This is a genomic window from Enterobacter asburiae (assembly GCF_007035645.1).
Lineage (GTDB): Bacteria > Pseudomonadota > Gammaproteobacteria > Enterobacterales > Enterobacteriaceae > Enterobacter > Enterobacter asburiae_B.
Genome location: NZ_AP019632.1, coordinates 2,829,571 through 2,854,973, shown reverse-complemented (window position 1 = coordinate 2,854,973; position 25,403 = coordinate 2,829,571). Strand labels below are relative to the sequence as shown.

Here is a 25,403-nt window from a genome sequence, read left to right as displayed (position 1 = left end):
CACGATGAATAAGCATAGCGATAACGATGTGGTTGAGCCTTCACGTCGTCGATTGTTAAAAGGAGTAGGGGCGCTGGGGGGCGCTCTTGCTCTGGCCGGTGGCTGTCCGGTAGCGCATGCGGCGAAACCGCAGAGCGCGCCCGGCACGCTGTCACCCAATGCCCGCATGGAGACGCAGCCGTTTTTTGGCGAGCATCAGTCGGGCATCCTGACGCCGCAGCAGGCGTCCATGATGCTGGTGGCCTTTGATTCGCTGGCCAGCGATAAAGCCGATCTGGAGCGCCTGTTCCGCCTGCTGACGACGCGCATCGCGTTTCTTACCGCTGGCGGACCGGCGCCCGATACGCCGAACCCGCGTCTGCCGCCAATGGACTCCGGCATTCTGGGGCCGTTTATCGCCCCGGATAACCTGACCATTACCGTTTCGCTCGGTGAGTCGCTGTTTGACGCGCGCTATGGGCTGGCAAAACAGAAGCCGAAAGCGCTGCAGAAAATGACGCGTTTCCCGAATGACTCCCTGGACGCGGCGCTGTGCCATGGCGACCTGCTCCTGCAGATTTGCGCCAATACTCAGGACACGGTGATCCACGCCCTGCGCGATATCATCAAGCACACGCCGGATCTGCTGAGCGTGCGCTGGAAGCGGGAAGGTTTTATCTCGGACCACGCCGCCCGCAGTAAAGGGAAAGAGACCCCGGTGAACCTGCTGGGCTTTAAGGACGGTACGGCCAACCCGGACAGCAGCGATGCGGCGTTGATGAAAGACGTGGTATGGGTGACGGCGGATCAGGGCGAACCGGCGTGGGCGGTGGGCGGCAGCTATCAGGCGGTGCGGATTATCCAGTTCCACGTGGAGTTCTGGGACCGCACGCCGCTCAAGGAGCAGCAGACGATCTTTGGTCGCGATAAGCAAAGCGGCGCGCCGCTCGGCATGAAGAACGAGCATGACGTGCCCGACTACGCCAGCGATCCCAATGGCGATACCATCGCGCTGGACAGCCACATTCGTCTGGCCAATCCGCGCACCAAAGAGACGCAGTCCAGCCTGATGATGCGTCGTGGCTACAGCTATTCGCTCGGCGTGACCAACGCCGGCCAGCTTGATATGGGCCTGCTGTTCGTCTGCTATCAGCACGATCTGGAAAAAGGCTTCCTGACAGTGCAGAAGCGGCTCAACGGCGAAGCGCTGGAAGAGTACATTAAGCCCATCGGCGGCGGCTATTTCTTTGCCCTGCCGGGCGTGCGCGATCGGAACGCATACCTCGCTCAAGGTCTTATTGAAGCCTGATAATTGTCCCCGCAACCGTTCGCGGGGACATTATTTTTTCATATGACTATCCTCCTGTTATATTTCTGTAATATTTCTATATGAGACTGATTTCACCTGTAGGGACAGTCTTAAAAGTTGCATTCAGGTAAAATAAATGTTGCATTTATGATAACTCCTGATGTACTTAAGATAAGACAGCGGTAGTTCCCGGCAGTGATGCTGAATCACTATGGAGATCGCGAATGGTTGCGTCCTGTACTGGACAAGGTAAACATAACAACCGCAGCACCCGGCGCGGAGGCTCAGACTCCGGCAGCGATTTCCTCACCACTAAATTCTCCCCCCTTCCTCAAGAATCTGATTCGACCGACGTGCAGAACGGTGCGCGTAGCTGTTCCGTATCGTTATCCGATAAAGCAAGCAATGGCTTACAAGGAAGCCAACCCTCTGATGTTCGTGCGCATAATCGTGCCGAAGCTGGCGCGTGTGATGAATACCAACAACTCAAGGTGCTATCCATGGGAAGACAAAAAGCAGTGATCAAAGCTCGTCGCGAAGCAAAACGTGTGCTGAGACGGGATTCACGTAGCCATAAACAGCGTGAAGAAGAATCGGTCACCTCGCTTGTGCAGATGAGTGGCGTAGAAGCAATTGGCATGGCCCGAGACAGCCGTGATAATTCTCCAATTGTGGCGCGCAATGAGGCTCAGGCGCACTACCTGAATGCTATCGAGAGTAAACAGCTCATCTTTGCAACCGGTGAAGCCGGATGCGGGAAAACCTGGATCAGTGCAGCCAAAGCGGCGGAAGCGCTGATTCATAAGGATGTGGAGCGCATTATTGTTACCCGTCCTGTACTGCAGGCTGATGAAGATCTCGGCTTCCTGCCCGGAGATATTTCGGAGAAGTTTGCTCCGTACTTCAGGCCCGTCTATGACGTGCTGGTGAAGCGACTGGGTGCATCCTTTATGCAGTACTGCCTGCGACCAGAGATTGGCAAGGTGGAAATCGCGCCGTTCGCCTATATGCGCGGACGTACATTTGAAAATGCGGTCGTCATTCTTGACGAGGCTCAGAACGTGACCGCTGCGCAAATGAAGATGTTTTTAACGCGCCTCGGGGAGAACGTGACGGTTATCGTTAACGGCGATATTACCCAGTGTGACCTGCCATCCGGCGTGAAATCCGGGCTGAGCGACGCCATGTCACGTTTTGAGGAAGATGAGATGATTGGGGTGGTACGCTTCACTAAAGAGGACTGCGTGCGTTCAGCGCTCTGTCAGCGCACGCTGCAAGCGTATTATTGAGTTTGCTGTTGTGTTCAAGGCCCGGGAAACCGGGCTTTGTTTTTTGTGCTTTTTATCCCCTCTCTCCTGGGGAGAGGGGCAGGGTGAGGGGCTTAGGCCGCACCGGGCTGCATATAGCACCGGGGGATTCTCATCCCCCCAGAGGTGTGCAACATGCGAAAAAAAAGCCCGCATTTTCATGCGAGCTCTTCTTTAAATATGGCGGTGAGGGGGGGATTGACTCGCTTCGCTCGCCCTGCGGGCAGACTGTTCGCTACGCTCTCAGTCTGTCCAACTGGCTGTCGCCAGTTGTCGAACCCCGGTCGGGGATTCTCATCCCCCCGCAGGCGTGCAATATGCGAAAAAAAAGCCCGCATTTTCATGCGAGCTCTTCTTTAAATATGGCGGTGAGGGGGGGATTCGAACCCCCGATACGTTGCCGTATACACACTTTCCAGGCGTGCTCCTTCAGCCACTCGGACACCTCACCATATTTTTTTGCTGCCTGACCGCTTGGGGGGCAACGGGGCGCTACTATAGGGAGTTGCGCTAACACGGTCAAGCAGATTTTCTGTATTCGTGCTCGTTCGGTTAAGCCTTAATCAGCTCTTGTCGCAGCACGGGTTATTAACGCTGTGAATCGAGCACTTCGCTGTTTTTAACTACTTCCTGTGCTTTGCCGTAGCTTTCGATCAGCAGCTGGTAAGCCGGGAAGATGTGGGTATACACCTCAGCCCACTCGGCTGCGTCCTCACGGTTCCAGGTTCTCTGGATCTCAGAGGCCACCGCCGCCGTATCCATCGGAACCACTCCTGCTTGCATCACGCGCGCCAGGGTGATCTCCTGCGCCATTTTGCTGTAGGTGCCGGAGGCATCAATCACCGCAAACACCTTATAGCCGTCCGCTACCGCGCTGATTGACGGGAAGGCCATGCAGACGCTGGTGATAGTGCCCGCGATAATCAGCGTCTTGCGCCCGGTCGCTTTCACCGCAGCAACAAAATCCGGGTTATCCCAGGCGTTGATCTCGCCTTTACGGGCAACATATTGCGCATGCGGCGCGTTGGCGTTGATCTCCGGGATAAGCGGTCCGTTCGGTCCCTGCGGGACTGACGCGGTGGTGATCACCGGGATCTTCGCCAGAGTCGCGATTTTTGCCAGCGCAGCCGCACGGGCGCGCAGTTCCGGCATTGGCATATCCCCAACGGTCTGGAACAGACCGCTCTGGTGATCGATAAGCAACATCACCGCATCGTTCACATCAATAACCGGACGTGCGCCATTAAAATTCGCAGGTGTAGACATTATCTTCTCCTTTATTAATTTCAGATCTGGCCGAAGCGGCCGGAGTTAAAATCACGAATGGCTTCGTTGATTTCGCTTCTACTGTTCATCACAAACGGGCCATAGCCCACGATGGGTTCATTCAGCGGCTCGCCGGCCATCAGCAGCACTTTGGCATCGCTGTTCGCCTCCAGGTGCAGTTTGTCGCCTTCTTGACTCAAAACGACCAGCTGGGCTTCACCCGCCTGCGTTGTACCGTTCACCGTGATGTTGCCTTCAAGCACGACCAGCGCGGTGCTCCAGCCTTCGGGCTGATTGAGCGTCAGATGGCTTCCCAGGTTCAGCGCGATGTCCCAGACGTTGAGCGGTGAGAAGGTGTGCGCCGGGCCGGTTACAGCCTCGTAGCGACCGGCAATAACCCGCAGCGAACCGCTGTTATCCGGTAGCGTCACGACCGGGATCGCATCCTTCGTCATGCTCTGGTAGCCCGGTGCCGCCATCTTGTCTTTGGCCGGCAGGTTGACCCAAAGCTGCATCATTTTCAGTTCTCCGCCTTTCTGCGAGAACGCGCTGGAGTGGAACTCCTCGTGCAAAATGCCTGCACCTGCCGTCATCCACTGCACGTCGCCGGGGCCAATGACGCCGCCTTTGCCCGTGGAGTCGCGATGCTCTACTTCACCGGAATAGACGATGGTGACCGTTTCAAAACCCCGGTGAGGGTGTTGGCCTACGCCGCGTTTCGCCCCATCTGCCGGAAAGGTGTACGGGCCCGCGTAGTCCAGCAGCAGGAACGGGCTCAGCGGCTCGCCGTGGGTTTGGTAAGAAAACATCGAACGTACCGGGAAACCATCGCCAACCCAGTGCTGGCGGGGAGCGGTATAAACGCCTGTTACGTTTTTCATGATTAACTCCTGATGTTCTGTTGATATAATTAGCTTATATTCAGAGTTAATACTCCGGTAGATAGTGAAAATGGCATTCACTGTTCTGAAAATGGAACGATGAGGATTTATGCAGGATCTCAATGACTTCGTCTGGTTTGTGAAGGTGGTGGACTACGGTGGCTTTGCGGCGGCGGGAAGGGCGCTTGATCTGCCAAAGTCCAGGCTAAGCCGCCGGATAGCGCAGCTGGAAGAACGCCTTGGCGTGCGGCTTATCCACCGAACAACCCGACAGTTTACGGTGACCGAGGTCGGGCAGACCTTCTACCAGCACTGTAAAGCGATGATGGTGGAGGCCGAGGCCGCGGAGGAAGCCGTGGCTGCACTGCAGGCTGAACCGCGCGGTGTTGTCAGGATTACGTGCCCGATAACTCTGTTGCATGTCCACGTGGGTCCGATGCTGGCCAGATTTATGGCGCGCTATCCCAGGATTAATCTTCAGCTTGAGGCGACCAACCGGCGGGTAGACCTGGTGGGAGAGGGGGTTGATATCGCGATCCGCGTACGCCCGCGTCCCTTTGATGACAGCGATCTGGTATTAAGGGTGCTGGCTGACAGGGGACATTGTCTGGTCGCGGGTCCGGCGTTGATTCAACGCATGGGAGAACCCGTCGTGCCGTCTGAACTCAGTGCCTGGCCCGGGTTAAGCATGAACGAGGGGAAACATATTCATAAATGGGAGCTGTCCGGTCCCGGAGGTGCCAAAGCGGAGATTCATTACCATCCTCGATTGATCACCACCGACATGCTGGCGCTACGTGAAGCTGCCATGGCAGGCATCGGCGTGGTGCAGCTGCCGATTTTGATGGTCAAGGACCAGCTGGCGACGGGGAAACTGGTACGGGTGCTGGATGCGTGGGAACCCCGACGGGAAGTGATTCACGCGGTTTATCCGTCAAGGCGCGGCCTGCTGCCGTCCGTCAGGACGCTGGTGGATTTTCTGACCGAAGAGTATGCGCGGATGGTGGAAGAGTAAAGACTTTGTAGGTCGGGTAAGCGCAGCGCCACCCGACATAAAGAGCGCTGGGAGTTTCAAGGTTCTTATCCCCCCTTTACGGAGAATATAAAAGAAAAAAGCCCGTACTTTCGTACGAGCTCTTCTTCAAATATGGCGGTGAGGGGGGGATTGACTCGCTTCGCTCGCCCTGCGGGCAGCCTGTTCGCTACGCTCTCAGTCTGTCCAACTGGCTGTCGCCAGTTGTCGAACCCCGGTCGGGGATTCTCATCCCCCCGCAGGCATGCAATATGCGAAAAAAAAGCCCGCATTTTCATGCGAGCTCTTCTTCAAATATGGCGGTGAGGGGGGGATTCGAACCCCCGATACGTTGCCGTATACACACTTTCCAGGCGTGCTCCTTCAGCCACTCGGACACCTCACCATATTGTCATCCCGTTGTTGCCGGGACGGGCGCTAATGTAAGGAAAAGCCGAACTGCCGTCAACTCACTTTTTCAGTAATTTAGCGCGTTTAGACAAACTTCAGGCAACATGATTCTTAAATGTGCTGAAAGCGTCTTTTTTATCAGCAACACAGTTGCGCTATAAATTTGTTATGCTGACCGTCCAGTGAAAAAGCAAAATAAATCAGCGCAATAAAAGGCAGGAATGACAATGGATATACTTTTCTATCACCCCACGTTTGATACGGCATACTGGATCAAGGCGCTTTCGGCGGCGTTACCCGGCGCACGCGTTCGCGAGTGGAAGCGTGGCGATAATGAACATGCTGACTATGCGCTGGTCTGGCATCCTCCGGTAGAAATGCTCCAGGGCCGCAAGCTGAAGGCCGTTTTTGCCCTGGGAGCCGGCGTGGATTCCATTCTGAGCAAACTGAAGGCACACCCTGAAATGCTGCCGGAAGAGATCCCCCTTTTCCGCCTGGAAGATACCGGAATGGGCCAGCAAATGCAGGAATATGCCGTGAGCCAGGTACTGCATTGGTTCCGCCGCTTTGATGATTATCAGGCCTTTAAACAGCGAGCCCACTGGGAGCCGCTGCCGGAGTACCATCGCGAAGACTTTACGATCGGCATACTCGGTGCGGGCGTGCTGGGCTCAAAAGTGGCCGAAGCGCTTGCCCCGTGGGGATTCCCGTTGCGCTGCTGGAGCCGCAGCCGCAAGGATTATCCGGGCGTTGAGAGTTTTGCCGGAACGGATGAGCTTCCTGCATTCCTGAAAGGGACACGCGTGCTTATTAACCTGCTGCCAAACACGGCGGAAACGGTAGGGATCATCAATGAAGCCCTGCTCAATCAGCTCGTCGATCAGAGCTACCTGATGAACCTGGCGCGCGGGGTCCATGTCGTGGAAGGCGATCTGCTGAAGGCGCTGGACAGCGGAAAGCTAAAAGGCGCCATGCTGGATGTCTATAGCCGTGAGCCGCTGCCCGCGGAAAGCCCGCTGTGGGCGCACCCGCGCGTGGCGATGACCCCGCACGTGGCTGCCGTGACGCGTCCGGCAGAAGCGGTGGCGTATATATCCCATACCATCAGCGAAATGGAAAAGGGTAACGCGGTCACCGGTCAGGTCGACAGACAGCGCGGCTACTGAGAGAAACCCGGCGTTCGCCGGGTTTTTGCTAATATTCGCCGCTGATAACTGCTATCCTTTGGAAAAACCGCAGAGGAGAGAGAGATGTATCCCGTTGACCTGCATATGCACACCGTCGCCAGCACCCACGCGTATAGCAACCTCCATGATTATATCGCCCAGGCGAAGCTTAAAGGCATCAAGCTGTTCGCGATCACCGATCATGGCCCGGACATGGCGGATGCGCCGCACTACTGGCATTTTGTGAATATGCGGATCTGGCCACGTCTGGTGGACGGCATTGGGATACTGCGCGGCATTGAGGCGAACATCAAAAATACCGACGGTGAGATCGACTGCACCGGCCCGATGCTGACGTCTCTTGACCTTATCCTCGCCGGTTTTCATGAGCCGGTTTTCCCGCCTCAGGATAAAGACACCAACACCGCGGCGATGATTGCCACCATTGCCAGCGGCAATGTGCACATTATCAGCCACCCCGGTAACCCGAGGTATCCGATTGATATTCAGGCTGTCGCGCAGGCGGCAGCGAAGCACCGCGTGGCGCTGGAGATTAACAACTCCTCCTTTGTGCACTCGCGTAAGGGCAGTGAAGCCAACTGCCGCGAAGTGGCTGCCGCCGTGCGTGACGCAGGTGGCATGGTGGCGCTGGGCTCAGATTCTCATACCGCGTTTACGCTGGGCGATTTCAGCGAGTGCCTGAAAGTGCTGAATGATGTTAACTTCCCGGAAGCGCAAATCCTGAACGTGACCCCACGCCGCATGCTCGATTTCCTCGAGTCGCGCGGAATGGAACCGATAGCCGAATTTGCCGATCTTTAATTGTGTAATGGAATCATAAAAATGAACGAGTTTTCCATCCTCTGCCGCGTGCTGGGTACGCTCTATTATCGCCAGCCGCAAGACCCGCTGTTGGTTCCGCTCTTTACGTTAATTCGTGAAGGCAAACTGGCGCAGAACTGGCCGCTGGAACAGGATGATTTACTGGAACGTCTGCAAAAAAGCTGCGACATGCAGCAGATCGCGACGGACTACAATGCGCTGTTCGTCGGCGATGAGTGCCGCGTTTCGCCATACCGTTCAGCCTGGCAGGACGGGGCAACGGAAGCGGAAGTCCGCGCGTTCCTCTCCACGCGCGGTATGCCGCTGAGCGATACGCCAGCCGATCATATCGGTACGCTGCTGCTGGCGGCGTCCTGGATCGAAGACAACGCCGGTGATGATGAGAATGAAGCCATCGAAACCTTGTTCGAAACGTACCTGCTGCCGTGGGTCGGGACATTCCTGGGTAAAGTCGAAGCGCATGCCACCTCGCCGTTCTGGAGAACTCTGGCCCCGCTGACCCGCGACGCTATTGCGGCAATGTGGGATGAGCTGGAAGAAGAGAACGAAGAGTGATTTAGATCACATAAATTCTGCAACTCAACATTTCAACTTGCACGTAATGTGCTTCTGATCTCATTTCTATAGTGCGCATCTGCTAAGATGCGCGCCATGAATATATTACTTTGTATCGCACTAACGACAGGTATTCTCTCCGGACTCTGGGGATGGGTAGCCGTGTCTCTCGGATTGCTCAGCTGGGCCGGGTTCCTCGGCTGCACCGCCTATTTCGCCTGTCCGCAGGGGGGCGTCAAAGGGCTCTTTATCTCTGGCTGCACGCTGATGAGCGGTGTTATCTGGGCGCTGGTGATTATGAAGGGCAGCGCGCTGGCGCCGCATCTGGAGATGCTGGGGTACGTCATGACGGGTGTCGTTGCCTTTTTAATGTGCATCCAGGCTAAGCATCTGCTGCTTTCATTTGTGCCGGGGACCTTTATGGGGGCGTGCGCGACCTTTGCAGGGCAGGGTGACTGGAAGCTGGTGGTTCCCTCCCTGGCGCTGGGGTTGCTGTTTGGCTATGCCATGAAAAACAGCGGTCTTTGGCTGGCGTCGCGACGGGGAAAAGCGCAAAACATCACTGCGGTGAGCGAATAAAAAAAGGCGAGATAATCATCTCGCCTTTTTTATGCGCTTCCTGTCAGGATTCCGGAGGGACTGACATATCGCGGTATTTCACCAGGATCGGGTTCTGCACGTCTGCTTTGTTTTGCAGATCCCACAGCCCGCGGTCAATACCGTCGTTGATTAAGAAGATCACGCCGGTTTCAATGGCTGACATCAGGCACATCATGACCGGCTCGTTAGAGGTGTAGCCAATTTCACCTTCCAGCAAACGCTGGTAATCGATGAAGCGGAATACCCCAGCCTGCACTTCATAAGACAGAATGGTTTTGCTGGTGTTCACCGAAGAGAGCACTTCGCCTGTACTGACGTTAACCACACGCAGGTTGACGGCGATTTGGTCAAGCTGGTACTGGGTATCCGCACCGATACCGAAGTAACGAGCTCCTGCACCACCCGACTTAACGTTACTTTCGTAGCCAATAATCGATCCTTCGATCATCACGTTCGCTGCCGCCAGAGATTGCAGAGGCATGCGGTTATTGTCCGCGACGGTGCCATTTTCCTGAGCGGCACGAATGATTTTGCGTTCATTCAACAGGTTCTGGAGCCCCTGACGTTCCAGCGGAATAAACCAGTGCGAATCCTTGAGCGCGGTAACCAGCATGGCGGTGGCGCTTTGCGGCACAGCCGTGGAGAAGTTACTTGCCGGGTAAGGTTTGAATTGCCCGGTTTCATCCTGAATGTTGTATACGGAGACAAATATTTTCCCCGTAGGTGAAGGTAAATGCGTTAAATCACGATAACTCTGGGCCCGAGGCATTAATGTCGGTTTTGCAGCTTCTTTAGGTGGAGCAGTTAAACAACCGCTCAATAAGCACACTGCAACAAATATCAGGAAGCGCTGCATGATCGTTGTCCTTATTTAGCTATTGTTTAAAAGTCAGTTGAATTACTTTGTAGACCGGAAACCTGAATGGTGGAGATTCTTCCGGTTTTACGATCGGTCACGTTCAACTGAAGCTGTCCGTCAGTATTGGCGATATCAACGATAAAGTCGTTGGTCACCATGCGGCCGGGTTTACCGGTATTAATGTTGGTCAGTAACCCCCCTAAAATCTGCGACTGAATAGCTTGAGTGAAGTTGTCCAGTGCGGACGGGGTATCAACGCTAAAATCCTTTAAGCTGGGATCCTTATAGGAGTTTTGCGCCTGGGCTTCGTTCAGCAGGAACGCGCCGTTATTAGGGTTACCGCCAAAGTTAGGGTTACGGAACTGAAACGTCATGTTTCCGGCCCAGCTTATGGGTGTTATCAGCATTATCGAAACAACTGCATATGCAATACGCATGACAGCCTCCGCATATCGGTTCGCTAGAACTCGTCTTTTGCTAAATCGCTGGTGCTTAATAGGGCTTTATCTATTTGCAGGCGATTAATAGCGTCTTCTGATTGTGCCAGTGCTAAGGCTACGTTTTTATCGAAGTCTATTTTGGTCGGGAATAAAAACGTTTGATAAATAACGTACTGATTAGCCGTTATTGTTATCCAACTTCCCCATCGTGCACTGGGCCGCTCGTTGATTGTTATATTTCCGGTGTAGGTACTGTCCCATTTGTCACTGAAGGCGCGGTAAAAACTGTGCCCGACCGATGAGACAGTGTGGTCTGTTAACAATCCGGGAACTTCGACCTCGACGGCCTTCAGATTCCCGGCAGCGAGCAGGAAACTCGCTGCGGCGATCCAACTCAACGTGCGCTTCATGTGATTAACGCCTGAGGTTATCGTTTGCCCACGAAACAGCCTGAGTTCGGTTTTTAACAGCTATCTTCTTGAAAAGATTATAAAGGTGCGTCTTTACCGTATTTTCGCTGATAAATAACGAACGGGCGATTTCAATATTTGAAGCACCAATGCGTAACTTGTTCAGGATCTCTTTCTCACGGTGCGTGAGCAGCGCGGACTCTGAACTGTTATAGCGATAATTTCCAGAGTGCGTGATGAGATAGCTGGCAAGCTTTTGCGAAAAATAACACTCTCCGCGTAATATACCTTGCAGCCCCTCTACCACCCGGTCTTCTTCTTCCGTGACGTAGAACACGCCATTGATATGCGGCCAGCTTTCAATATCTCTGAAAGGATATTCATCAGGCGTATTCAACAATAGCACGCGGATATTATTGTTTTTCCTGCTTAAAATATCTTGCCAGTAATGGATAAGCTTTTTATCAGCTTCCATCATATCGAAAAGAATGATGCTGCCAGGTGCAATATCATCAAAAGAACGTTGAATATTATGCAATTTCCCGTTCAGTGATAAAGATTGCTTTAAATGTTGTAATAACGCTGTCGCTTGCAAAGAAGGTTTTGTGATCAACAGTAATGTATGACCATGTAAACTATGGACTTCATTATACATGATGAAACCCCACTTTTTTTGGGCACCTGGCAGCTGTCCTCCTGTTTATTAGAGGACACCAGAAGTACTGACAGATGTTGCACTGCTGTGTGTAGAATCAGACCATAACCTCCACAGGGAGGTAAATATAAAACCAATTTCGTACATCTAATTTCAATCTAGCTTTTACGAAGTTTAAAGCAAGTGTTAAACGTGTAACAGAATGTAAAAATCAATATTAATTTGTGAAAACTGCTTGTTGTTAATGGTAATAATTGATGAAAAAGTTGTACATATAAATAGATGTGCACAGATTTTAAAAATCATACAAATATTTTTATATGATTGATTTTTGAGGTTATTTGTTATTTTTACGCAGCAGTGATTAAGTATGAGTTTCAGATTATTTCTAAGCCCATGAATGGGCTACTGCCTGGCTTAAGAAAACAGGCGTCGTGTCACGCACTGAGAAAAATGATCTCCAGCCGTTACGTTTAAACAACGCGGGATGACGCCTGGACAGCCTTCATCCCGTTGTACAACCCGATCGCAAGACCTGCTTAATAAAAAATATAAGCTGACCTGATTAAAGTGATTTTTGATGTAAATTACGACTTTGTGGTGAGCCGATAAATAAAAATAAGCCGCGCGGGTGAGATATTTAAAATGTTTCAGCGGACATACTCTTCACCGTAACGACGCGTTAACACAATACGAGTCGTTTTAACAAGTAGCATTGTTATAGGGTTATGGCGTGATTAAATAGCCAGGTCCAGGGTGACAACATGAAAAACACATCGTTAATTATGATGTTTACATTACTGGGTGCGCCTGGATTTGTAACCGCAGCGAATTCAGATTTGGCAAATGCTGAATATAACTTTGCGGTTAACGAATTAAGTCTTTCATCACTCAATCAGGCAGCCATTATTGGTCAACGGGGCGTTTTCAATAACGCTGAGGTTAGCCAGGACGGTTCAAGACTCTTATCCATTGTATCTCAGGATGGGGCGGGTAACAGAGCGAGAGTTGATCAATCAGGGAGTTACAATTTAGCCTGGATCGATCAGAGCGGTAACGGGAATGATGCAGGTATTACGCAAGATGGATACGGTAATAGCGCGAAAATTATCCAGAAAGGGTCGGGTAATAGAGCAAATATTACGCAGTACGGTACGCAGAAAACCGCAGTTGTAGTGCAGAAACAGTCGCAAATGGCGATTAACGTTATTCAACATTAGCGCGTTCGCGACGACTTTAATCAATCCGATGGGGGTTTACCATGAAATTTATCAAAGTGGCAGCACTTGCAGCAATCGTAGTTTCTGGTAGTGCTATGGCGGGTTCTATTAATCAGGGCGGATGGGGTCATGGACATGGTCATGGTGGATATAGTGGCCCAAATTCAACCCTGAATATTTATCAGAACGGTGGCGGTAACTCCGCGGTTGCCCTGCAGACAGACGCCAGAAATTCCGTCCTGAATATTAGCCAGACCGGCGGCTTTAACGGTGCTGACGTTGGTCAGGGTTCTGATGACAGTAAAATCAACCTGACCCAGAAAGGTTTTGGCAACAGTGCGACACTTGATCAGTGGAACAGTAAAAAATCCGTTATGAACGTTAGCCAGTCCGGCGGCTTTAACGGTGCACTCGTAGACCAGACTGCGTCCAACTCGACTGTTAACGTTACCCAGATCGGTTTTGGTAACCACGCGTCAGCTCATCAGTACTGATACTGAAATCTGTGCTACAAAAAAACAGGGCATCAGCCCTGTTTTTTTTCGGGAGTTCATCATGAATACCTTAATTCTACTTGCCGCGCTTTCCAGCCAGATAACCTTCAAAACGTCACAGCAGGAAAATATGACCACCATTGTTCCTCAGGTCACTCTGGCGCAGTCGTGTGATTGTCAGGTTCAGATTGTTTCTTTACGAGAAGGGCAGGGAGGGCAGAGTTCTTCCCGGCAGCAAAACACACTTTTTATACCCGCTAATCAGACGATTGATTTAATGCGCCTGAGTTTAAATATTAATGAGGGAGACACGGTAAAAATCGTTGTCACCGTTTCAGACGGTAAATCGCTACATTTATCACAACAGTGGTCGCCAGCGGAACGTTCGCTATGAAAACCCATTAAATCAATAGGTTGTGAATGTGGCGGGTCTGGGCCGTTGAGCTATGCTGATATCAGGGACCAGGTCGTTATGTTCCGTAACGTGAAACTTCGTTTGTCATAATAAATGAAGCGCGTTTACCCCTCATGGACGATTTTCATTGAGGAGTACCTATAATGAACAACTATTTTGCTCGACTCGTGGCAGGTCTGGGTCTGGTCGTTTCTGCTTTGAGTATCCCGGCTTATTCGGCCACGGTTGTTGACGGTGGCGTCATTCATTTCCGCGGTGCCATTGTTGCCGACCCCTGTGAAGTCGCCCCCCAGAAGCAACAGTTTGCAATGTCATGTCCAGATAATAACCGTATGCAAACGCGTATGGTCAGCTATGAAGAGGCGCTTAGCGGGAAAGTGAGCGATTCAAACGTGGCAACGCTCAATATGAAATACCTTAATCCTGAAAAAACGCTCGCGGTTGTCGAAATCCAGTATCGCTAATGCGTGCTCTCCCGCCCTGCGGTGGATGAGGATTTTTTCTGATAGTTTTTTCTCCCGGTCTCCTCTGCGATACACTTAAGAAAATGGCGGGTTGCAGAGGGGCTTTATGAAACCGCAAATTGAAATTATTCATGGCGATATTACGACAGTACACGTCGACGTTATCGTCAATGCGGCCAATCCATCCCTGATGGGTGGGGGCGGCGTGGACGGGGCTATTCACCGGGCAGCCGGACCGCAGCTGCTGGAAGCCTGTAAAACCGTGCGGCAACAGCAGGGCGAATGTCCTCCCGGTCATGCGGTGATTACGCTGGCGGGCAATCTGCCTGCGAGAGCGGTAATTCACGCGGTAGGGCCGGTCTGGCATGGCGGGGACCAGCACGAAGCGAGTATTCTGGAAGAGGCTTACCGGAACTGTCTGCGACTGGCCGCCGACAACGGTTATAAAACGATGGCGTTTCCGGCCATCAGCACCGGCGTGTATGGTTACCCTAAGGCCGCTGCCGCAACGATCGCCGTTGAAACGGTTTACCGCTATTTGTCGCTAAAACCGCTGCCAGAGAAGGTGATTTTTGTCTGTTTCGACGACGACACCACGCATCTTTATCAGCGGCTTCTGACTCAGCGCAGACAAGAGCTGGAGAGCTGATGCAAACGCGGCGCATCTGATGCGCCGCGTGATTTATGAGGCTTTTGCCTGTGGTTTTCCTGAAAAGAGGAAGCGCAGGAGCGGGATCCGCAGATGGATTTCGTAGAGTACGATTGCCACCCCTACAACAAACACCAGCCCGGTAAAGAAGCCCAGCGTGTTGGAGGCGATGTGCGGTGTGATGTAAGCCCCGAAGAAAAGCGTCAACGGGTGATGCACCAGATAGATAAACAGTGATGCATTAACGAAGTAGGTCACGCGGCTGGACTTAAAGTTCAGCAAGCGGTGGCCCAGCGCGAATACCACGTTCACCATCCACAGCCCCAGCAGCATAGTGATCACGCTTTCCGTTTCATACATCCAGGCGTCGCCGCTGCCGTAGCGCTGATTCAGCAGATAGGCCGCGAACGCGAGGGTGGCCCCCAGCGCGCACCACGGTGATGGGGTGACAAACAGCGATTTAAGCTTCGGATGAATAAAAGCCAGCGCGCCGATTAAAAAGAACGGAATGTAGAACAAGGACTGCATCACCACAAAATTAAATAACCCGTCGCTCAAAATCGGCGGATAGACGATAAGCAGCGTCCGTCGCACGGCGGCATAGGCAATCCCCAACAGCAAGAAGAGCACAGACAGTTTGCCCATCGTAACGTTGGCGAAGAAGGTGTCGGCTTTTGTACTCAGACGGTGGCGCAGGCGGCTGAAAATCAACAGGCTCACCGTTGTGAGCACCACCAGCACCAGCAGGAACCAGAGGTGAGACACCAGCTCCCAGACCAGCGTATTGTACTTTTCATACAGCGTAAGGTTCGGCCAGTTCTCCGCTTTGCCTTTGACGTATTGCAACATAATGAACTGAGGCAGCGTCAGCAGTGGAATTGCGGTCAGCATGGGGATCCCCACGCGCTCTACGCGCACTTTCCACCAGCGCTTGAGCGGGTATCGCAGAAACAGCATGTAAGAAAAATAGCCGGATATAACGAAGAACACCTGCATACGGAAGGCGTGAATAAAGTCATTAAACAGCGTCAGCCACCAGGAGGGCATCTGGCTATTCACATGCCAGGTGTGGCTGGAGTAAATCAGTGAAATGTGAAAGGGGATCCCCAATAGCATCAGCCAGGCCCTGATCGAGTCGAGGAAATATTCACGTTCTGTTGGTGTTGTGCTCATATAACGTTGTGCATTCTCAGACTTTTCGTCTTATCCCTAAGACTCATAATGGTTACATTCGAAGCCAACCCTACACCAAGACCGACACCCTGTCTCCAGGATAAGCACGCAAAGTGAATAGCGGGTTCTTTCATTTGCTTATTCCATGAGCCAGCAGCTGAACAAAGCAGTGATAATGTTGTCGGATTGCCTGAGTTTCCATTAAAATGGATCGGATCGATATAAGCACACAAAGGGGGAAGTGCTTACTTATTATGAAACATAAACCACAGATGATGAAAATGCGTTGGTTGGGTGCTGCAGTGGTGTTATCACTGTATACCTCATCGGCACTGGCCTTTAACATCGACGATGTCGCAAAACAGGCAAAATCGATGGCAGGCAAGAGCTACGAAGCGCCGAAAAGTAACTTGCCCTCCGTTTTCCGCGACATGAAGTATGCGGACTATCAGCAGATCCAGTTCAATCACGACAAAGCGTACTGGAGCAATATTAAAACCCCGTTCAAGCTTGAATTTTATCATCAGGGTATGTACTTCGACACGCCTGTTGCCATCAATGAAGTGACGGCAACCGCGGTACGTAAGATCAAGTACAGCCCGGATTACTTCAATTTTGGCAATGTGCAACACGACAAAGATACGGTGAAAGACCTGGGCTTCGCAGGCTTTAAGGTGCTTTACCCGATCAACAGCAAAGATAAAAACGACGAAATCGTCAGCATGCTTGGAGCCAGCTATTTCCGCGTTATCGGCGCGGGGCAGGTTTACGGGCTTTCTGCGCGTGGTCTGGCTATTGATACCGCGCTGCCATCAGGTGAAGAGTTCCCGCGTTTCCGTGAGTTCTGGATTGAACGTCCAAAGCCAACGGATAAGCGTCTGACCATTTATGCGCTGCTGGATTCCCCGCGTGCAACCGGTGCCTATCGCTTTGTAATTATGCCGGGTCGTGACACGGTAGTTGACGTGCAGTCCAAGGTTTACCTGCGTGATAAAGTGGGCAAACTGGGCGTTGCGCCACTGACCAGTATGTTCCTGTTCGGGCCCAACCAGCCGTCACCGGCTACCAACTTCCGTCCGGAACTGCATGACTCCAACGGTCTGTCTATTCATGCCGGCAACGGTGAGTGGATCTGGCGTCCGCTGAATAACCCGAAACATCTGGCGGTTAGCAGCTTCGCAATGGAAAACCCGCAAGGTTTTGGCCTGCTGCAGCGTGGTCGTCAGTTCTCCCGCTTTGAAGATTTGGACGATCGCTATGACCAGCGTCCAAGCGCCTGGGTCACGCCAAACGGTGACTGGGGTAAAGGCAAGGTCGAGCTGGTAGAAATTCCAACCAACGACGAAACCAACGATAACATCGTCGCTTACTGGACGCCGGATCAGCTGCCGGAAGCCGGTAAAGAGATGAACTTCAAGTACACCATTACCTTCAGCCGCGACGAAGATAAGCTGCATGCGCCGGATAACGCGTATGTAATGCAGACTCGCCGCTCAACGGGTGATGTGAAGCAGTCTAATCTTATCCGTCAGCCTGACGGTACCGTGGCGTTTGTCGTGGACTTCACAGGCCAGGATATGAAGAAACTGTCGCCGGACACCGCCGTTGCCGCTCAGGCCAGCATCGGTGATAACGGTGAGATCGTTGAGAATACCGTGCGTTACAACCCGGTAACCAAAGGCTGGCGTCTGACCCTGCGCGTGAAAGTGAAAGATCCGAAACAGACCACTGAAATGCGTGCTGCGCTGGTCAGTAACGATCAGCCGCTGAGTGAAACCTGGAGCTATCAGCTACCTGCCAATGAATAATACATCTGAATATATTGATGCCATGCCGCTGACGGATATCGAAAAAGCGGCACTGCCAAAGAGCGACATCCGCGCGGTTCACACCGCGCTGGATGGTGAACATCATACGTTTTCCCGTGATGATGATACGCCGCTCGGGTCAGTCAAGGCGCGTCTGGAGCAGGCCTGGCCGGACTCGCTGGCGGAAGGGCAGTTGATTAAAGACGATGAAGGACGCGATCAGCTTCAGGCGATGCCGAAGGCCACGCGTTCCTCTATGTTCCCCGACCCATGGCGCACCAACCCGGTGGGCCGCTTCTGGGATCGCCTGCGCGGGCGTGATGTGACGCCGCGCTATCTGTCGCGCCTGACGAAAGAAGAGCAGGCGTCCGAACAGAAATGGCGTACCGTGGGGACAATCCGTCGCTATATCCTGCTGCTTCTGACGCTGGCGCAGACGGTCGTCGCGACCTGGTACATGAAAACTATCCTGCCTTACCAGGGCTGGGCGTTTATCAACCCGACGGACATGATGGGCCAGGATCTCTGGGTCTCCTTCATGCAGCTGTTGCCGTATATCCTGCAGAGCGGCATTCTCCTGCTGTTCGCGGTCCTCTTCTGCTGGGTCTCGGCCGGTTTCTGGACCGCGCTGATGGGCTTCCTGCAATTGCTCATGGGGCGTGACAAATACAGCATTTCGGCGTCAACGGTCGGGGATGAACCCCTTAATCCCGAGCACCGTACCGCGCTGATTATGCCTATCTGTAACGAAGACGTTGACCGCGTATTTGCGGGCCTGCGTGCGACCTGGGAGTCCGTGAAGGCGACAGGCAACGCGGAGCATTTCGACGTTTACATCCTGAGCGACAGCTACAACCCGGATATCTGCGTGGCGGAACAAAAAGCGTGGATGGAGCTGATTGCAGAAGTGCAGGGCGAAGGCCAGATCTTCTACCGTCGCCGCCGTCGTCGCGTGAAGCGTAAAAGCGGCAACATCGATGACTTCTGCCGTCGCTGGGGTAACCAGTACAGCTACATGGTGGTGCTGGATGCTGACTCCGTCATGAGCGGAGACTGCCTGAGCGGTCTGGTGCGTCTTATGGAAGCCAACCCTAACGCCGGTATCATTCAGTCCTCGCCAAAAGCGTCCGGAATGGACACCCTTTATGCGCGCTGCCAGCAGTTCGCCACCCGTGTTTACGGGCCGCTGTTTACGGCCGGTCTGCACTTCTGGCAGCTGGGTGAGTCGCACTACTGGGGCCATAACGCCATTATCCGCGTGAAGCCGTTCATTGAACACTGTGCGCTGGCGCCGCTGCCGGGTGAGGGTTCGTTTGCCGGCTCTATTCTGTCGCATGACTTCGTAGAAGCGGCGTTGATGCGTCGTGCTGGCTGGGGCGTCTGGATTGCCTACGACCTGCCGGGATCCTACGAAGAGCTGCCGCCGAACCTGCTGGACGAGCTTAAGCGTGACCGCCGCTGGTGTCATGGTAACCTGATGAACTTCCGCCTGTTCCTGGTAAAAGGGATGCACCCGGTTCACCGCGCGGTGTTCCTGACGGGCGTGATGTCTTATCTCTCCGCACCGCTGTGGTTTATGTTCCTCGCGCTCTCCACTGCGCTGCAGGTTGTCCATGCCCTGACGGAGCCGCAATACTTCCTGCAACCGCGGCAGCTGTTCCCGGTGTGGCCGCAGTGGCGTCCGGAGCTGGCGATTGCGCTGTTTGCTTCCACCATGGTGCTGCTGTTCCTGCCTAAGCTGCTCAGCATCATCCTGATCTGGTGCAAAGGCTCGAAAGAGTACGGCGGTTTCTTCCGCGTGACCCTTTCACTGCTGCTGGAAGTGCTGTTCTCCGTCCTGCTGGCGCCGGTACGTATGCTGTTCCACACCGTGTTTGTGGTCAGTGCGTTCCTGGGCTGGGAAGTGGTCTGGAACTCACCGCAGCGTGACGACGACTCCACGCCGTGGGGTGAAGCCTTTATGCGCCACGGTTCTCAGCTGCTGCTGGGTCTGGTGTGGGCTGCCGGGATGGCGTGGCTTGATCTGCGCTTCCTGTTCTGGCTGGCGCCGATTGTCTTCTCGCTGATCCTGTCGCCGTTTGTGTCCGTGATTTCCAGCCGTTCAACGGTGGGGTTGCGAACCAAACGCTGGAAGCTGTTCCTGATCCCGGAAGAGTATTCCCCGCCGCAGGTGCTGGTGGATACCGATCGTTACCTGGAACAGAACCGCAGTCGCTCGCTAGATGACGGCTTCATGCACGCCGTGTTTAACCCGTCATTCAACGCCCTGGCGACGGCAATGGCAACCGCGCGTCACCGTGCCAGCCAAGTGCTGGAGATTGCCCGCGATCGTCACGTTGAGCAGGCGCTTAACGAGACCCCGGAAAAACTCAACCGCGACCGTCGTCTGGTGCTGTTGAGCGACCCGGTGACAATGGCGCGTCTTCACTACCGCGTGTGGTCCGCTCCGGAGAAATACTCTTCGTGGGTGAACTACTATAAGGACGTGAAGCTGAATCCGCTCGCTCTGAAGGCGAAGTAAGCAGTTAAGTAAGGCGGGTTAGCGAAGCGCCACCCGCCAGATAAAATACCGGCTTAATCGCCGGTATTTTTTTAGAGGTTAAAGATGAGAATAATCATCGTCGTTATGATTGCATGCCTGCTCAGCGGCTGCGGCAGTATTATCAGTCGCACCATTCCAGGGCAGGGCCACGGAAATCAGTATTACCCGGGCGTGAAATGGGATCTTCGTGATTCCGCGTGGCGCTACCTGACCGTGCTCGATCTGCCGTTCTCGCTGATTTTCGACACGCTGTTGCTGCCGATCGATGCCAGCCACGGCCCTTACGAATAGCGTAAATTAACGCTCGTCCCACTCGTCGGCTGCGGTTTGACCTTCTTCCGTATCCAGCGGCGGCTCGAGCTGAAACTCCCCCTCATCCCACTCGTGCAGGGTATTCTCTTCCAGCCATTCCTGCCGAAGTTCTATTTCGTCATAGTCGCCATCAAAGACGGCCTGCGCACCTTCACCACTTAATATCGGCAAACATTCCCCTTCTTCACCTTCATCGGCAAAGAATTCGGCCTGCCACATAATATCCCCATCCTGCAGAACGTATTTTTGGATATTAAGCTGTTGCACGTCAGCATCTTCTTCTTCAACGCCGGGGTTGTCGGCGAGGAACTCTTCACGAGCGGCATCAATAGCTTCTTCCAGCGTGGCGTACATGGTCATTGGTGTCTCCCTGTTTTCCAGAAGGTTTCAGGGAAAGAATAGCTGAATATAAGATTCTGCAAGTATGAATGCGAAAATAAGCTATCAGGCGTTCGTCTTATTCCGTCACGGGCCGCAGCGCGCGGGATAGACTGAACCATGAATAGATGGCATTAAACAGCACGACGCCCGCCGTCACGATAAAGACGGCGCGAAAACCGAAGCTGGCGGAGATCCCGGCTCCGAGCAGCGGTCCTGTGACGTTACCGATATCGCGGAATGACTGGTTATAGCTGAAAATACGCCCGGCGATCTGGTTCGTGGAGTTGTAGATCAGCAGGGTCTGTACGGCGGGCAGCAACGCGCCATCAGCGGCACCCAGTAAAAAGCGCAGGACGCCCAGCTGCCATGGCGTTTGCACCATAGACATCGGGATAAGCAGCAGGACGGAAATGACCAGCGCGAAGATCAGGATTTTCTCGGGACCAACGCGGTCTCCCAGTTTACCCAGCCTCGGGGCGCTCAGCAGCGCCGCCACGCCGGGCACGGAGGCAATCAGCCCGCTGATGAACGCAATATTGCTGACGTTACCCGCCAGATCGCGAACGTACAGCGTCAGAATAGGGGCAATCGACCCGGTAGCCACCTGGATAATCATTGTCGTCACGAACAGGCTCAGCACCAGTCTGGGATTTTTGAGCGAGGTCAGCACCTCTCTGGCGTGGAGCATCTCTTTTTTGGCGACAGGCGTGAAGTTTTCCCGGATACAGAGCAGGGTGACGATAAAGCACAGGAACAACACGCTGGCGGTGATAAAGAAGACCGGCCGCAGGCCGTAGTTATCCGCCAGTAATCCGCCGGCCAGCGGTCCCAGCAGAGCACCGCTCACGCCGCCGGTGGAGAGTGTTCCTAGCGCCCAGCCGCTCTTATGGCGGGGGATTTGCGTGGCTATCAGGGCATTCGCGTTGGGAATAAATCCTCCCAGCAGGCCCAGCAGCGCGCGCAGGATCAGAAACTGCCAGACGTTCTGCGCCACGCCCATCAGCGCCATGATAATGGCCATCCCCAGCGCCGAACGAAGCAGCATGATTTTACGTCCCTTGCGGTCGGCAAGGCCGCCCCAGAAGGGCGAGGCCATCGCGGAAAAGAGAAACGTGATGCTGAATACCAGACCGGACCACATATTGAGCGCGCTGTGGCCCGTTACGCCAAGCTGTTCGACGTAGAGCGGCAGGAAGGGCATGACCAGGCTAAAGGCCGCGCCGGTAAGAAAACAACCAAGCCACGCAACCGCGAGGTTACGCTTCCAGTTTATGGGGGCATCTGAGGGTGACATAACTATCCGCATAATGAGGTGCAGAGCACCTGAAGCATAAAGTAATAAGCCTGCTAATTATGCGCCTGGGTTATGATTGCCGCAATGACGAGGAGCTTTTAAAGCTAAAACGGCATGCGGCCCTGAAGACCGCATGGGGATTAATAGCGGGACGGCGTGCCTTGTGGACGCGTTTTAAAACGGCGGTGCAGCCACATATACTGCTCGGGCGCCAGCATGATGCACTTCTCCACAACGCTGTTCATCCAGCGCGCGGTGGTTTCCGCATCGTCAAGCGGTGGCGCAAGCTCCGGTTCCAGCATCATTAGCTCGTAGCCTGAACCATCCGGCTTACGACGAGGGACGAAAGGCACGATGGCAGCTTTAGACATCCGCGCCAGCATCCAGGTACCGCTCGTTGTGGCGGCCTCTTCAACGGCGAAGAAGGGGACAAATACGCTGGCCTGTGGGCCGTAGTCGTGGTCGGGGGCATACCAGACCACTTCACCGGATTTCAGCGCGCGGATCATCCCCTTCAGGTCCTTACGGTCGATCATGCTTTTGTTGGAGCGCATGCGGCCGTTGGTCTGGATTAAATCGATGACCGGGTTATCGTTAGGACGATAAACGCCAATGCCGGGCGCCTGCATGCCGAACATGCGCGCCCCGATTTCCAGCGTCAGGAAATGAACGCCGATCAGCAAAACGCCCGTCTGGTTGGCCTGAAGCGTATGCACAGGCTCCATGCCGGTTCCCGTTACCTCGCTCCAGCGGGCCATGCGTTTGTCCGGCCAGAACCACGCCATACCGGTCTCCATGAGCCCCATCCCGACGGATTCGAAATTCTTCGCGACCATATCGTGACGCTCTGGCTCGCTCATCTGGGGAAAACACAGCTCAAGATTGCGGTACGCGATTCTGGCGCGACGCTTCATAAACAGTTGCGCGAAGCGGCCCAGAAATTTACCCAACCGAAAAATAACAGGGTAGGGAAGCTGTACCAGAAGCCATAAAAAGCCGATGCCAAGCCAGGTCAACCAATAGCGGGGATGCAAAAGGGCGGCAGTAAATTTTGGTAACTGGGTCATGTCTTTCCTGTGTTCAAACGTCCTGTTTTGCTAGTGTCTCATTTTTTGAGACATAGCCAAAATATCTGCTTTCGAAGCGTGCACGAATACAGCAATTGTTAAGCCTGATTAATCAGGGTGTGTGAAATGTAGCGTAAATTGTGTGGATGTAAATTGGTTTTGTTTGCTATATGATGCCGACCGATTTTTAATTCTCTCTAACGATTCCAGGACTGTACACCATGCCAGTGTTACACAACCGCGTGTCGAATGAGATGTTGAAAGCGCGTATGTTGGCTGAAACCGAACCGCGTACAACCATCTCTTTCTATAAATACTTCACAATCGACGATCCGCAGGCGACCCGCGATGCGCTTTATCAGGCGTTCACGGCGCTGAACGTCTTCGGCCGCGTCTACCTTGCCCGTGAAGGCATCAACGCGCAAATTAGCGTACCGGAAAGCAAAGTCAGCGCCTTCCGCGACGTGCTTTATCAGTTCGATCCGGCCCTCGACGGCTTGCGCCTGAACATTGCTCTGGACGATGACGGGAAATCCTTCTGGGTGCTGCGCATGAAGGTGCGTGAACGCATCGTGGCGGACGGTATCGACGATCCTGCGTTTAACGCGGCGGATGTCGGTGAATATCTCAAGGCTGCGGAAGTGAATGCGATGCTGGACGATCCGGATGCCGTGTTCATTGATATGCGTAACCACTATGAATACGAAGTGGGGCATTTCGAGAACGCGATGGAAATCCCGGCTGATACCTTCCGCGAGCAGCTGCCCAAGGCGGTTGAGATGATGCAGGAACATAAAGATAAAAAGATCGTTATGTACTGCACCGGCGGTATTCGCTGTGAGAAAGCCAGCGCGTGGATGAAGCACAACGGCTTTAATAAGGTCTGGCATATTGAAGGCGGCATTATCGAGTACGCCCGCCGCGCCCGCGAGCAGGGTTTACCGGTGCGCTTTATCGGGAAAAACTTTGTCTTTGACGAGCGTATGGGTGAGCGTATCTCGGAAGACGTTATTGCCCACTGCCACCAGTGCGGCGCACCGTGCGATACCCATACCAACTGCAAAAACGACGGGTGTCATCTGCTGTTCATTCAGTGCCCGGCCTGTGCCGAGAAGTTTAACGGCTGCTGTAGCGAACTGTGCAGCGAAGAGAGCATCCTGCCGGAAGAAGAGCAGCGTCGCCGTCGCGCAGGACGTGAAAACGGCAACAAGATTTTCAATAAATCACGCGGCCGTCTGAATACCAAACTGGGTATCCCTGACCCGGAATGATAATAACGCCCGGCACGGCGAAAGCCTGCCGGGCGAATCTATTATGATTTCTGCTGTACACCTTCAACGGAAATAATCAGCTCAACGTCCTGAGACGCCGGGCCTAAATCCGTTGTGATATTAAAATCTTTCAGGTGAATTTTACCCGCCGCTTCAAAACCTGCGCGTTTACCCCCCCACGGATCGTCACCCTGACCCAGTAATTTAGCATCAAGCGTGACCGGTTTTGTTACGCCGTTAAGCGTCAGGTTGCCGGTAATATTCAGCTTATCACCCTCTTTTTTCACTTCCGTGGAGGTGAAGGTCGCCTGCGGGTATTTCGCGACATTGAGGAATTCCCCGCTGCGCAGATGTTTATCACGTTCAGCATGATTGGTATCCACGCTGTTGGTATTAATGGTTACGTTGACCTTATCGGCGGCAGGATTCTTCTCGTCAAAGGTGAATGTGCCGTCAAAATCTTTAAAGGTACCGTACAGCCAGCTGTATCCCAGGTGCTGAATACGGAAATTGACGAAAGCGTGCTGGCCCTCTTTATCAATTTTATAATCAGCCGCCACGGCGGAACCGGCGGTGAATAACAGAGAACCCAGGGCGATACCCAGCAGGTGTTTTTTCAT

The 25,403-nt window shown here is 53.5% G+C and carries 27 protein-coding genes, 2 tRNA genes and 2 other RNA genes; 16 read left to right on the top strand and 15 right to left on the bottom strand.

Annotated features, from left to right (window positions below; genetic code table 11):
- Nucleotides 1-4: 4 nt before the first annotated feature.
- Nucleotides 5-1,288, top strand: coding sequence for an iron uptake transporter deferrochelatase/peroxidase subunit (efeB, locus tag FOY96_RS13660; RefSeq protein ID WP_143347248.1), 1,284 nt, complete (start codon nucleotides 5-7; stop codon nucleotides 1,286-1,288).
- Nucleotides 1,289-1,788: 500 nt separating this feature from the next.
- Nucleotides 1,789-2,577, top strand: coding sequence for a phosphate starvation-inducible protein PhoH (gene phoH / locus FOY96_RS13655; protein ID WP_024908976.1), 789 nt, complete (start codon nucleotides 1,789-1,791; stop codon nucleotides 2,575-2,577).
- 199 nt (nucleotides 2,578-2,776) lie between these two features.
- On the opposite strand, the gene FOY96_RS13650 is transcribed toward phoH, so the two are convergent.
- The 4 genes from FOY96_RS13650 to FOY96_RS13635 form a co-directional block, all read right to left on the bottom strand.
- Nucleotides 2,777-2,914, bottom strand: a non-coding RNA gene (locus FOY96_RS13650) — RtT sRNA.
- Between the two features lie 44 nt (nucleotides 2,915-2,958).
- Nucleotides 2,959-3,046 (bottom strand) — tRNA-Ser (locus FOY96_RS13645).
- A 137-nt stretch (nucleotides 3,047-3,183) separates the two neighbouring features.
- A complete protein-coding gene (locus tag FOY96_RS13640; protein ID WP_143347247.1) occupies nucleotides 3,184-3,861 on the bottom strand; it encodes an isochorismatase family protein in 678 nt (225 codons plus the stop codon).
- A 20-nt stretch (nucleotides 3,862-3,881) separates the two neighbouring features.
- Nucleotides 3,882-4,742, bottom strand: a complete 861-nt coding sequence (locus FOY96_RS13635; RefSeq protein WP_143347246.1) for a pirin family protein — start codon at nucleotides 4,740-4,742, stop codon at nucleotides 3,882-3,884.
- Between the two features lie 109 nt (nucleotides 4,743-4,851).
- On the opposite strand from FOY96_RS13635, the gene FOY96_RS13630 reads away from it, so the two are divergent.
- Nucleotides 4,852-5,757, top strand: coding sequence for a LysR family transcriptional regulator (locus tag FOY96_RS13630; RefSeq protein ID WP_143347245.1), 906 nt, complete (start codon nucleotides 4,852-4,854; stop codon nucleotides 5,755-5,757).
- Between the two features lie 133 nt (nucleotides 5,758-5,890).
- Here the strand turns inward: FOY96_RS13630 and FOY96_RS13625 are convergent.
- Together FOY96_RS13625 and FOY96_RS13620 are read right to left on the bottom strand one after the other, a co-directional pair.
- Nucleotides 5,891-6,028: non-coding RNA, RtT sRNA (locus FOY96_RS13625), on the bottom strand.
- A 44-nt stretch (nucleotides 6,029-6,072) separates the two neighbouring features.
- Nucleotides 6,073-6,160 (bottom strand) — tRNA-Ser (locus FOY96_RS13620).
- A gap of 232 nt (nucleotides 6,161-6,392) precedes the next feature.
- Here FOY96_RS13620 and ghrA point away from each other — a divergent pair.
- The 4 genes from ghrA to FOY96_RS13600 all read left to right on the top strand — a co-directional run bounded on the left by ghrA (nucleotide 6,393) and on the right by FOY96_RS13600 (nucleotide 9,308).
- Nucleotides 6,393-7,331, top strand: coding sequence for a glyoxylate/hydroxypyruvate reductase GhrA (gene ghrA, locus FOY96_RS13615; RefSeq protein WP_064672266.1), 939 nt, complete (start codon nucleotides 6,393-6,395; stop codon nucleotides 7,329-7,331).
- 84 nt (nucleotides 7,332-7,415) lie between these two features.
- Nucleotides 7,416-8,153: a phosphatase gene (locus tag FOY96_RS13610; protein ID WP_033145179.1), complete on the top strand. Its 738-nt coding sequence runs from the start codon at nucleotides 7,416-7,418 to the stop codon at nucleotides 8,151-8,153.
- A gap of 21 nt (nucleotides 8,154-8,174) precedes the next feature.
- Nucleotides 8,175-8,729, top strand: a complete 555-nt coding sequence (locus FOY96_RS13605) for a TorD/DmsD family molecular chaperone (RefSeq protein WP_033145180.1) — start codon at nucleotides 8,175-8,177, stop codon at nucleotides 8,727-8,729.
- 96 nt (nucleotides 8,730-8,825) lie between these two features.
- Nucleotides 8,826-9,308 (top strand): DUF1097 domain-containing protein, encoded by a 483-nt coding sequence (locus tag FOY96_RS13600; protein WP_074399111.1) that lies wholly within the window; start codon nucleotides 8,826-8,828, stop codon nucleotides 9,306-9,308.
- Between the two features lie 43 nt (nucleotides 9,309-9,351).
- Here FOY96_RS13600 and csgG read toward each other — a convergent pair whose 3' ends face one another.
- The 4 genes from csgG to csgD are packed head-to-tail and all read right to left on the bottom strand — an operon-like array spanning nucleotide 9,352 to nucleotide 11,693.
- Complete coding sequence (gene csgG / locus FOY96_RS13595) at nucleotides 9,352-10,185, bottom strand: curli production assembly/transport protein CsgG (RefSeq protein ID WP_025755858.1); 834 nt, start codon at nucleotides 10,183-10,185, stop codon at nucleotides 9,352-9,354.
- Nucleotides 10,186-10,211: 26 nt separating this feature from the next.
- On the bottom strand, nucleotides 10,212-10,625 hold the full coding sequence (gene csgF, locus FOY96_RS13590; protein WP_008500846.1) for a curli production assembly/transport protein CsgF: 414 nt from the start codon (nucleotides 10,623-10,625) through the stop codon (nucleotides 10,212-10,214).
- Between the two features lie 23 nt (nucleotides 10,626-10,648).
- Nucleotides 10,649-11,038 carry a curli production assembly/transport protein CsgE gene (csgE, locus tag FOY96_RS13585; protein ID WP_033145182.1) on the bottom strand — a complete coding sequence of 130 codons (390 nt, stop codon included), beginning with the start codon at nucleotides 11,036-11,038 and terminating at the stop codon, nucleotides 10,649-10,651.
- A 4-nt stretch (nucleotides 11,039-11,042) separates the two neighbouring features.
- On the bottom strand, nucleotides 11,043-11,693 hold the full coding sequence (csgD, locus tag FOY96_RS13580; RefSeq protein WP_021240790.1) for a biofilm master transcriptional regulator CsgD: 651 nt from the start codon (nucleotides 11,691-11,693) through the stop codon (nucleotides 11,043-11,045).
- 764 nt (nucleotides 11,694-12,457) lie between these two features.
- On the opposite strand from csgD, the gene csgB reads away from it, so the two are divergent.
- From csgB to ymdB, 5 genes are all read left to right on the top strand, one after another.
- The gene (gene csgB / locus FOY96_RS13575) at nucleotides 12,458-12,913 is read left to right on the top strand and encodes a curli minor subunit CsgB (RefSeq protein WP_033145183.1); all 456 of its coding nucleotides are present in this window, start codon (nucleotides 12,458-12,460) and stop codon (nucleotides 12,911-12,913) included.
- Nucleotides 12,914-12,954: 41 nt separating this feature from the next.
- The gene (gene csgA, locus FOY96_RS13570; RefSeq protein ID WP_039261729.1) at nucleotides 12,955-13,407 is read left to right on the top strand and encodes a curli major subunit CsgA; all 453 of its coding nucleotides are present in this window, start codon (nucleotides 12,955-12,957) and stop codon (nucleotides 13,405-13,407) included.
- Between the two features lie 61 nt (nucleotides 13,408-13,468).
- Nucleotides 13,469-13,801 carry a curli assembly chaperone CsgC gene (gene csgC, locus FOY96_RS13565; RefSeq protein WP_143347244.1) on the top strand — a complete coding sequence of 111 codons (333 nt, stop codon included), beginning with the start codon at nucleotides 13,469-13,471 and terminating at the stop codon, nucleotides 13,799-13,801.
- 164 nt (nucleotides 13,802-13,965) lie between these two features.
- A complete protein-coding gene (locus FOY96_RS13560; RefSeq protein WP_143347243.1) occupies nucleotides 13,966-14,286 on the top strand; it encodes a fimbrial protein in 321 nt (106 codons plus the stop codon).
- 106 nt (nucleotides 14,287-14,392) lie between these two features.
- Nucleotides 14,393-14,935, top strand: coding sequence for an O-acetyl-ADP-ribose deacetylase (gene ymdB, locus FOY96_RS13555; RefSeq protein WP_023311113.1), 543 nt, complete (start codon nucleotides 14,393-14,395; stop codon nucleotides 14,933-14,935).
- A 33-nt stretch (nucleotides 14,936-14,968) separates the two neighbouring features.
- On the opposite strand, the gene mdoC is transcribed toward ymdB, so the two are convergent.
- Complete coding sequence (gene mdoC / locus FOY96_RS13550) at nucleotides 14,969-16,108, bottom strand: glucans biosynthesis protein MdoC (protein ID WP_064672268.1); 1,140 nt, start codon at nucleotides 16,106-16,108, stop codon at nucleotides 14,969-14,971.
- Nucleotides 16,109-16,362: 254 nt separating this feature from the next.
- Here mdoC and mdoG point away from each other — a divergent pair, with 254 nt between their 5' ends.
- The 3 genes from mdoG to FOY96_RS13535 all read left to right on the top strand — a co-directional run bounded on the left by mdoG (nucleotide 16,363) and on the right by FOY96_RS13535 (nucleotide 20,749).
- Nucleotides 16,363-17,916, top strand: coding sequence for a glucans biosynthesis protein MdoG (gene mdoG, locus FOY96_RS13545; RefSeq protein WP_021240787.1), 1,554 nt, complete (start codon nucleotides 16,363-16,365; stop codon nucleotides 17,914-17,916).
- Nucleotides 17,909-20,437: a glucans biosynthesis glucosyltransferase MdoH gene (gene mdoH / locus FOY96_RS13540; protein WP_023311116.1), complete on the top strand. Its 2,529-nt coding sequence runs from the start codon at nucleotides 17,909-17,911 to the stop codon at nucleotides 20,435-20,437. Before mdoG ends, mdoH begins: the two co-directional genes overlap by 8 nt.
- 84 nt (nucleotides 20,438-20,521) lie before the next feature.
- On the top strand, nucleotides 20,522-20,749 hold the full coding sequence (locus tag FOY96_RS13535) for a YceK/YidQ family lipoprotein (RefSeq protein ID WP_094934952.1): 228 nt from the start codon (nucleotides 20,522-20,524) through the stop codon (nucleotides 20,747-20,749).
- A 6-nt stretch (nucleotides 20,750-20,755) separates the two neighbouring features.
- Here FOY96_RS13535 and FOY96_RS13530 read toward each other — a convergent pair whose 3' ends face one another.
- From FOY96_RS13530 to FOY96_RS13520, 3 genes are all read right to left on the bottom strand, one after another.
- Nucleotides 20,756-21,130 (bottom strand): MysB family protein, encoded by a 375-nt coding sequence (locus FOY96_RS13530; protein WP_023311118.1) that lies wholly within the window; start codon nucleotides 21,128-21,130, stop codon nucleotides 20,756-20,758.
- Nucleotides 21,131-21,227: 97 nt separating this feature from the next.
- Nucleotides 21,228-22,445 (bottom strand): multidrug efflux MFS transporter MdtG, encoded by a 1,218-nt coding sequence (gene mdtG, locus FOY96_RS13525; RefSeq protein WP_094934953.1) that lies wholly within the window; start codon nucleotides 22,443-22,445, stop codon nucleotides 21,228-21,230.
- 140 nt (nucleotides 22,446-22,585) lie between these two features.
- Nucleotides 22,586-23,512, bottom strand: a complete 927-nt coding sequence (locus FOY96_RS13520; protein WP_143347242.1) for a Kdo(2)-lipid IV(A) acyltransferase — start codon at nucleotides 23,510-23,512, stop codon at nucleotides 22,586-22,588.
- Between the two features lie 221 nt (nucleotides 23,513-23,733).
- Here FOY96_RS13520 and trhO point away from each other — a divergent pair, with 221 nt between their 5' ends.
- Nucleotides 23,734-24,783: an oxygen-dependent tRNA uridine(34) hydroxylase TrhO gene (trhO, locus tag FOY96_RS13515; protein ID WP_143347241.1), complete on the top strand. Its 1,050-nt coding sequence runs from the start codon at nucleotides 23,734-23,736 to the stop codon at nucleotides 24,781-24,783.
- 41 nt (nucleotides 24,784-24,824) lie between these two features.
- Here the strand turns inward: trhO and FOY96_RS13510 are convergent, their stop codons facing one another.
- On the bottom strand, nucleotides 24,825-25,403 hold the full coding sequence (locus tag FOY96_RS13510; protein WP_047061563.1) for a YceI family protein: 579 nt from the start codon (nucleotides 25,401-25,403) through the stop codon (nucleotides 24,825-24,827).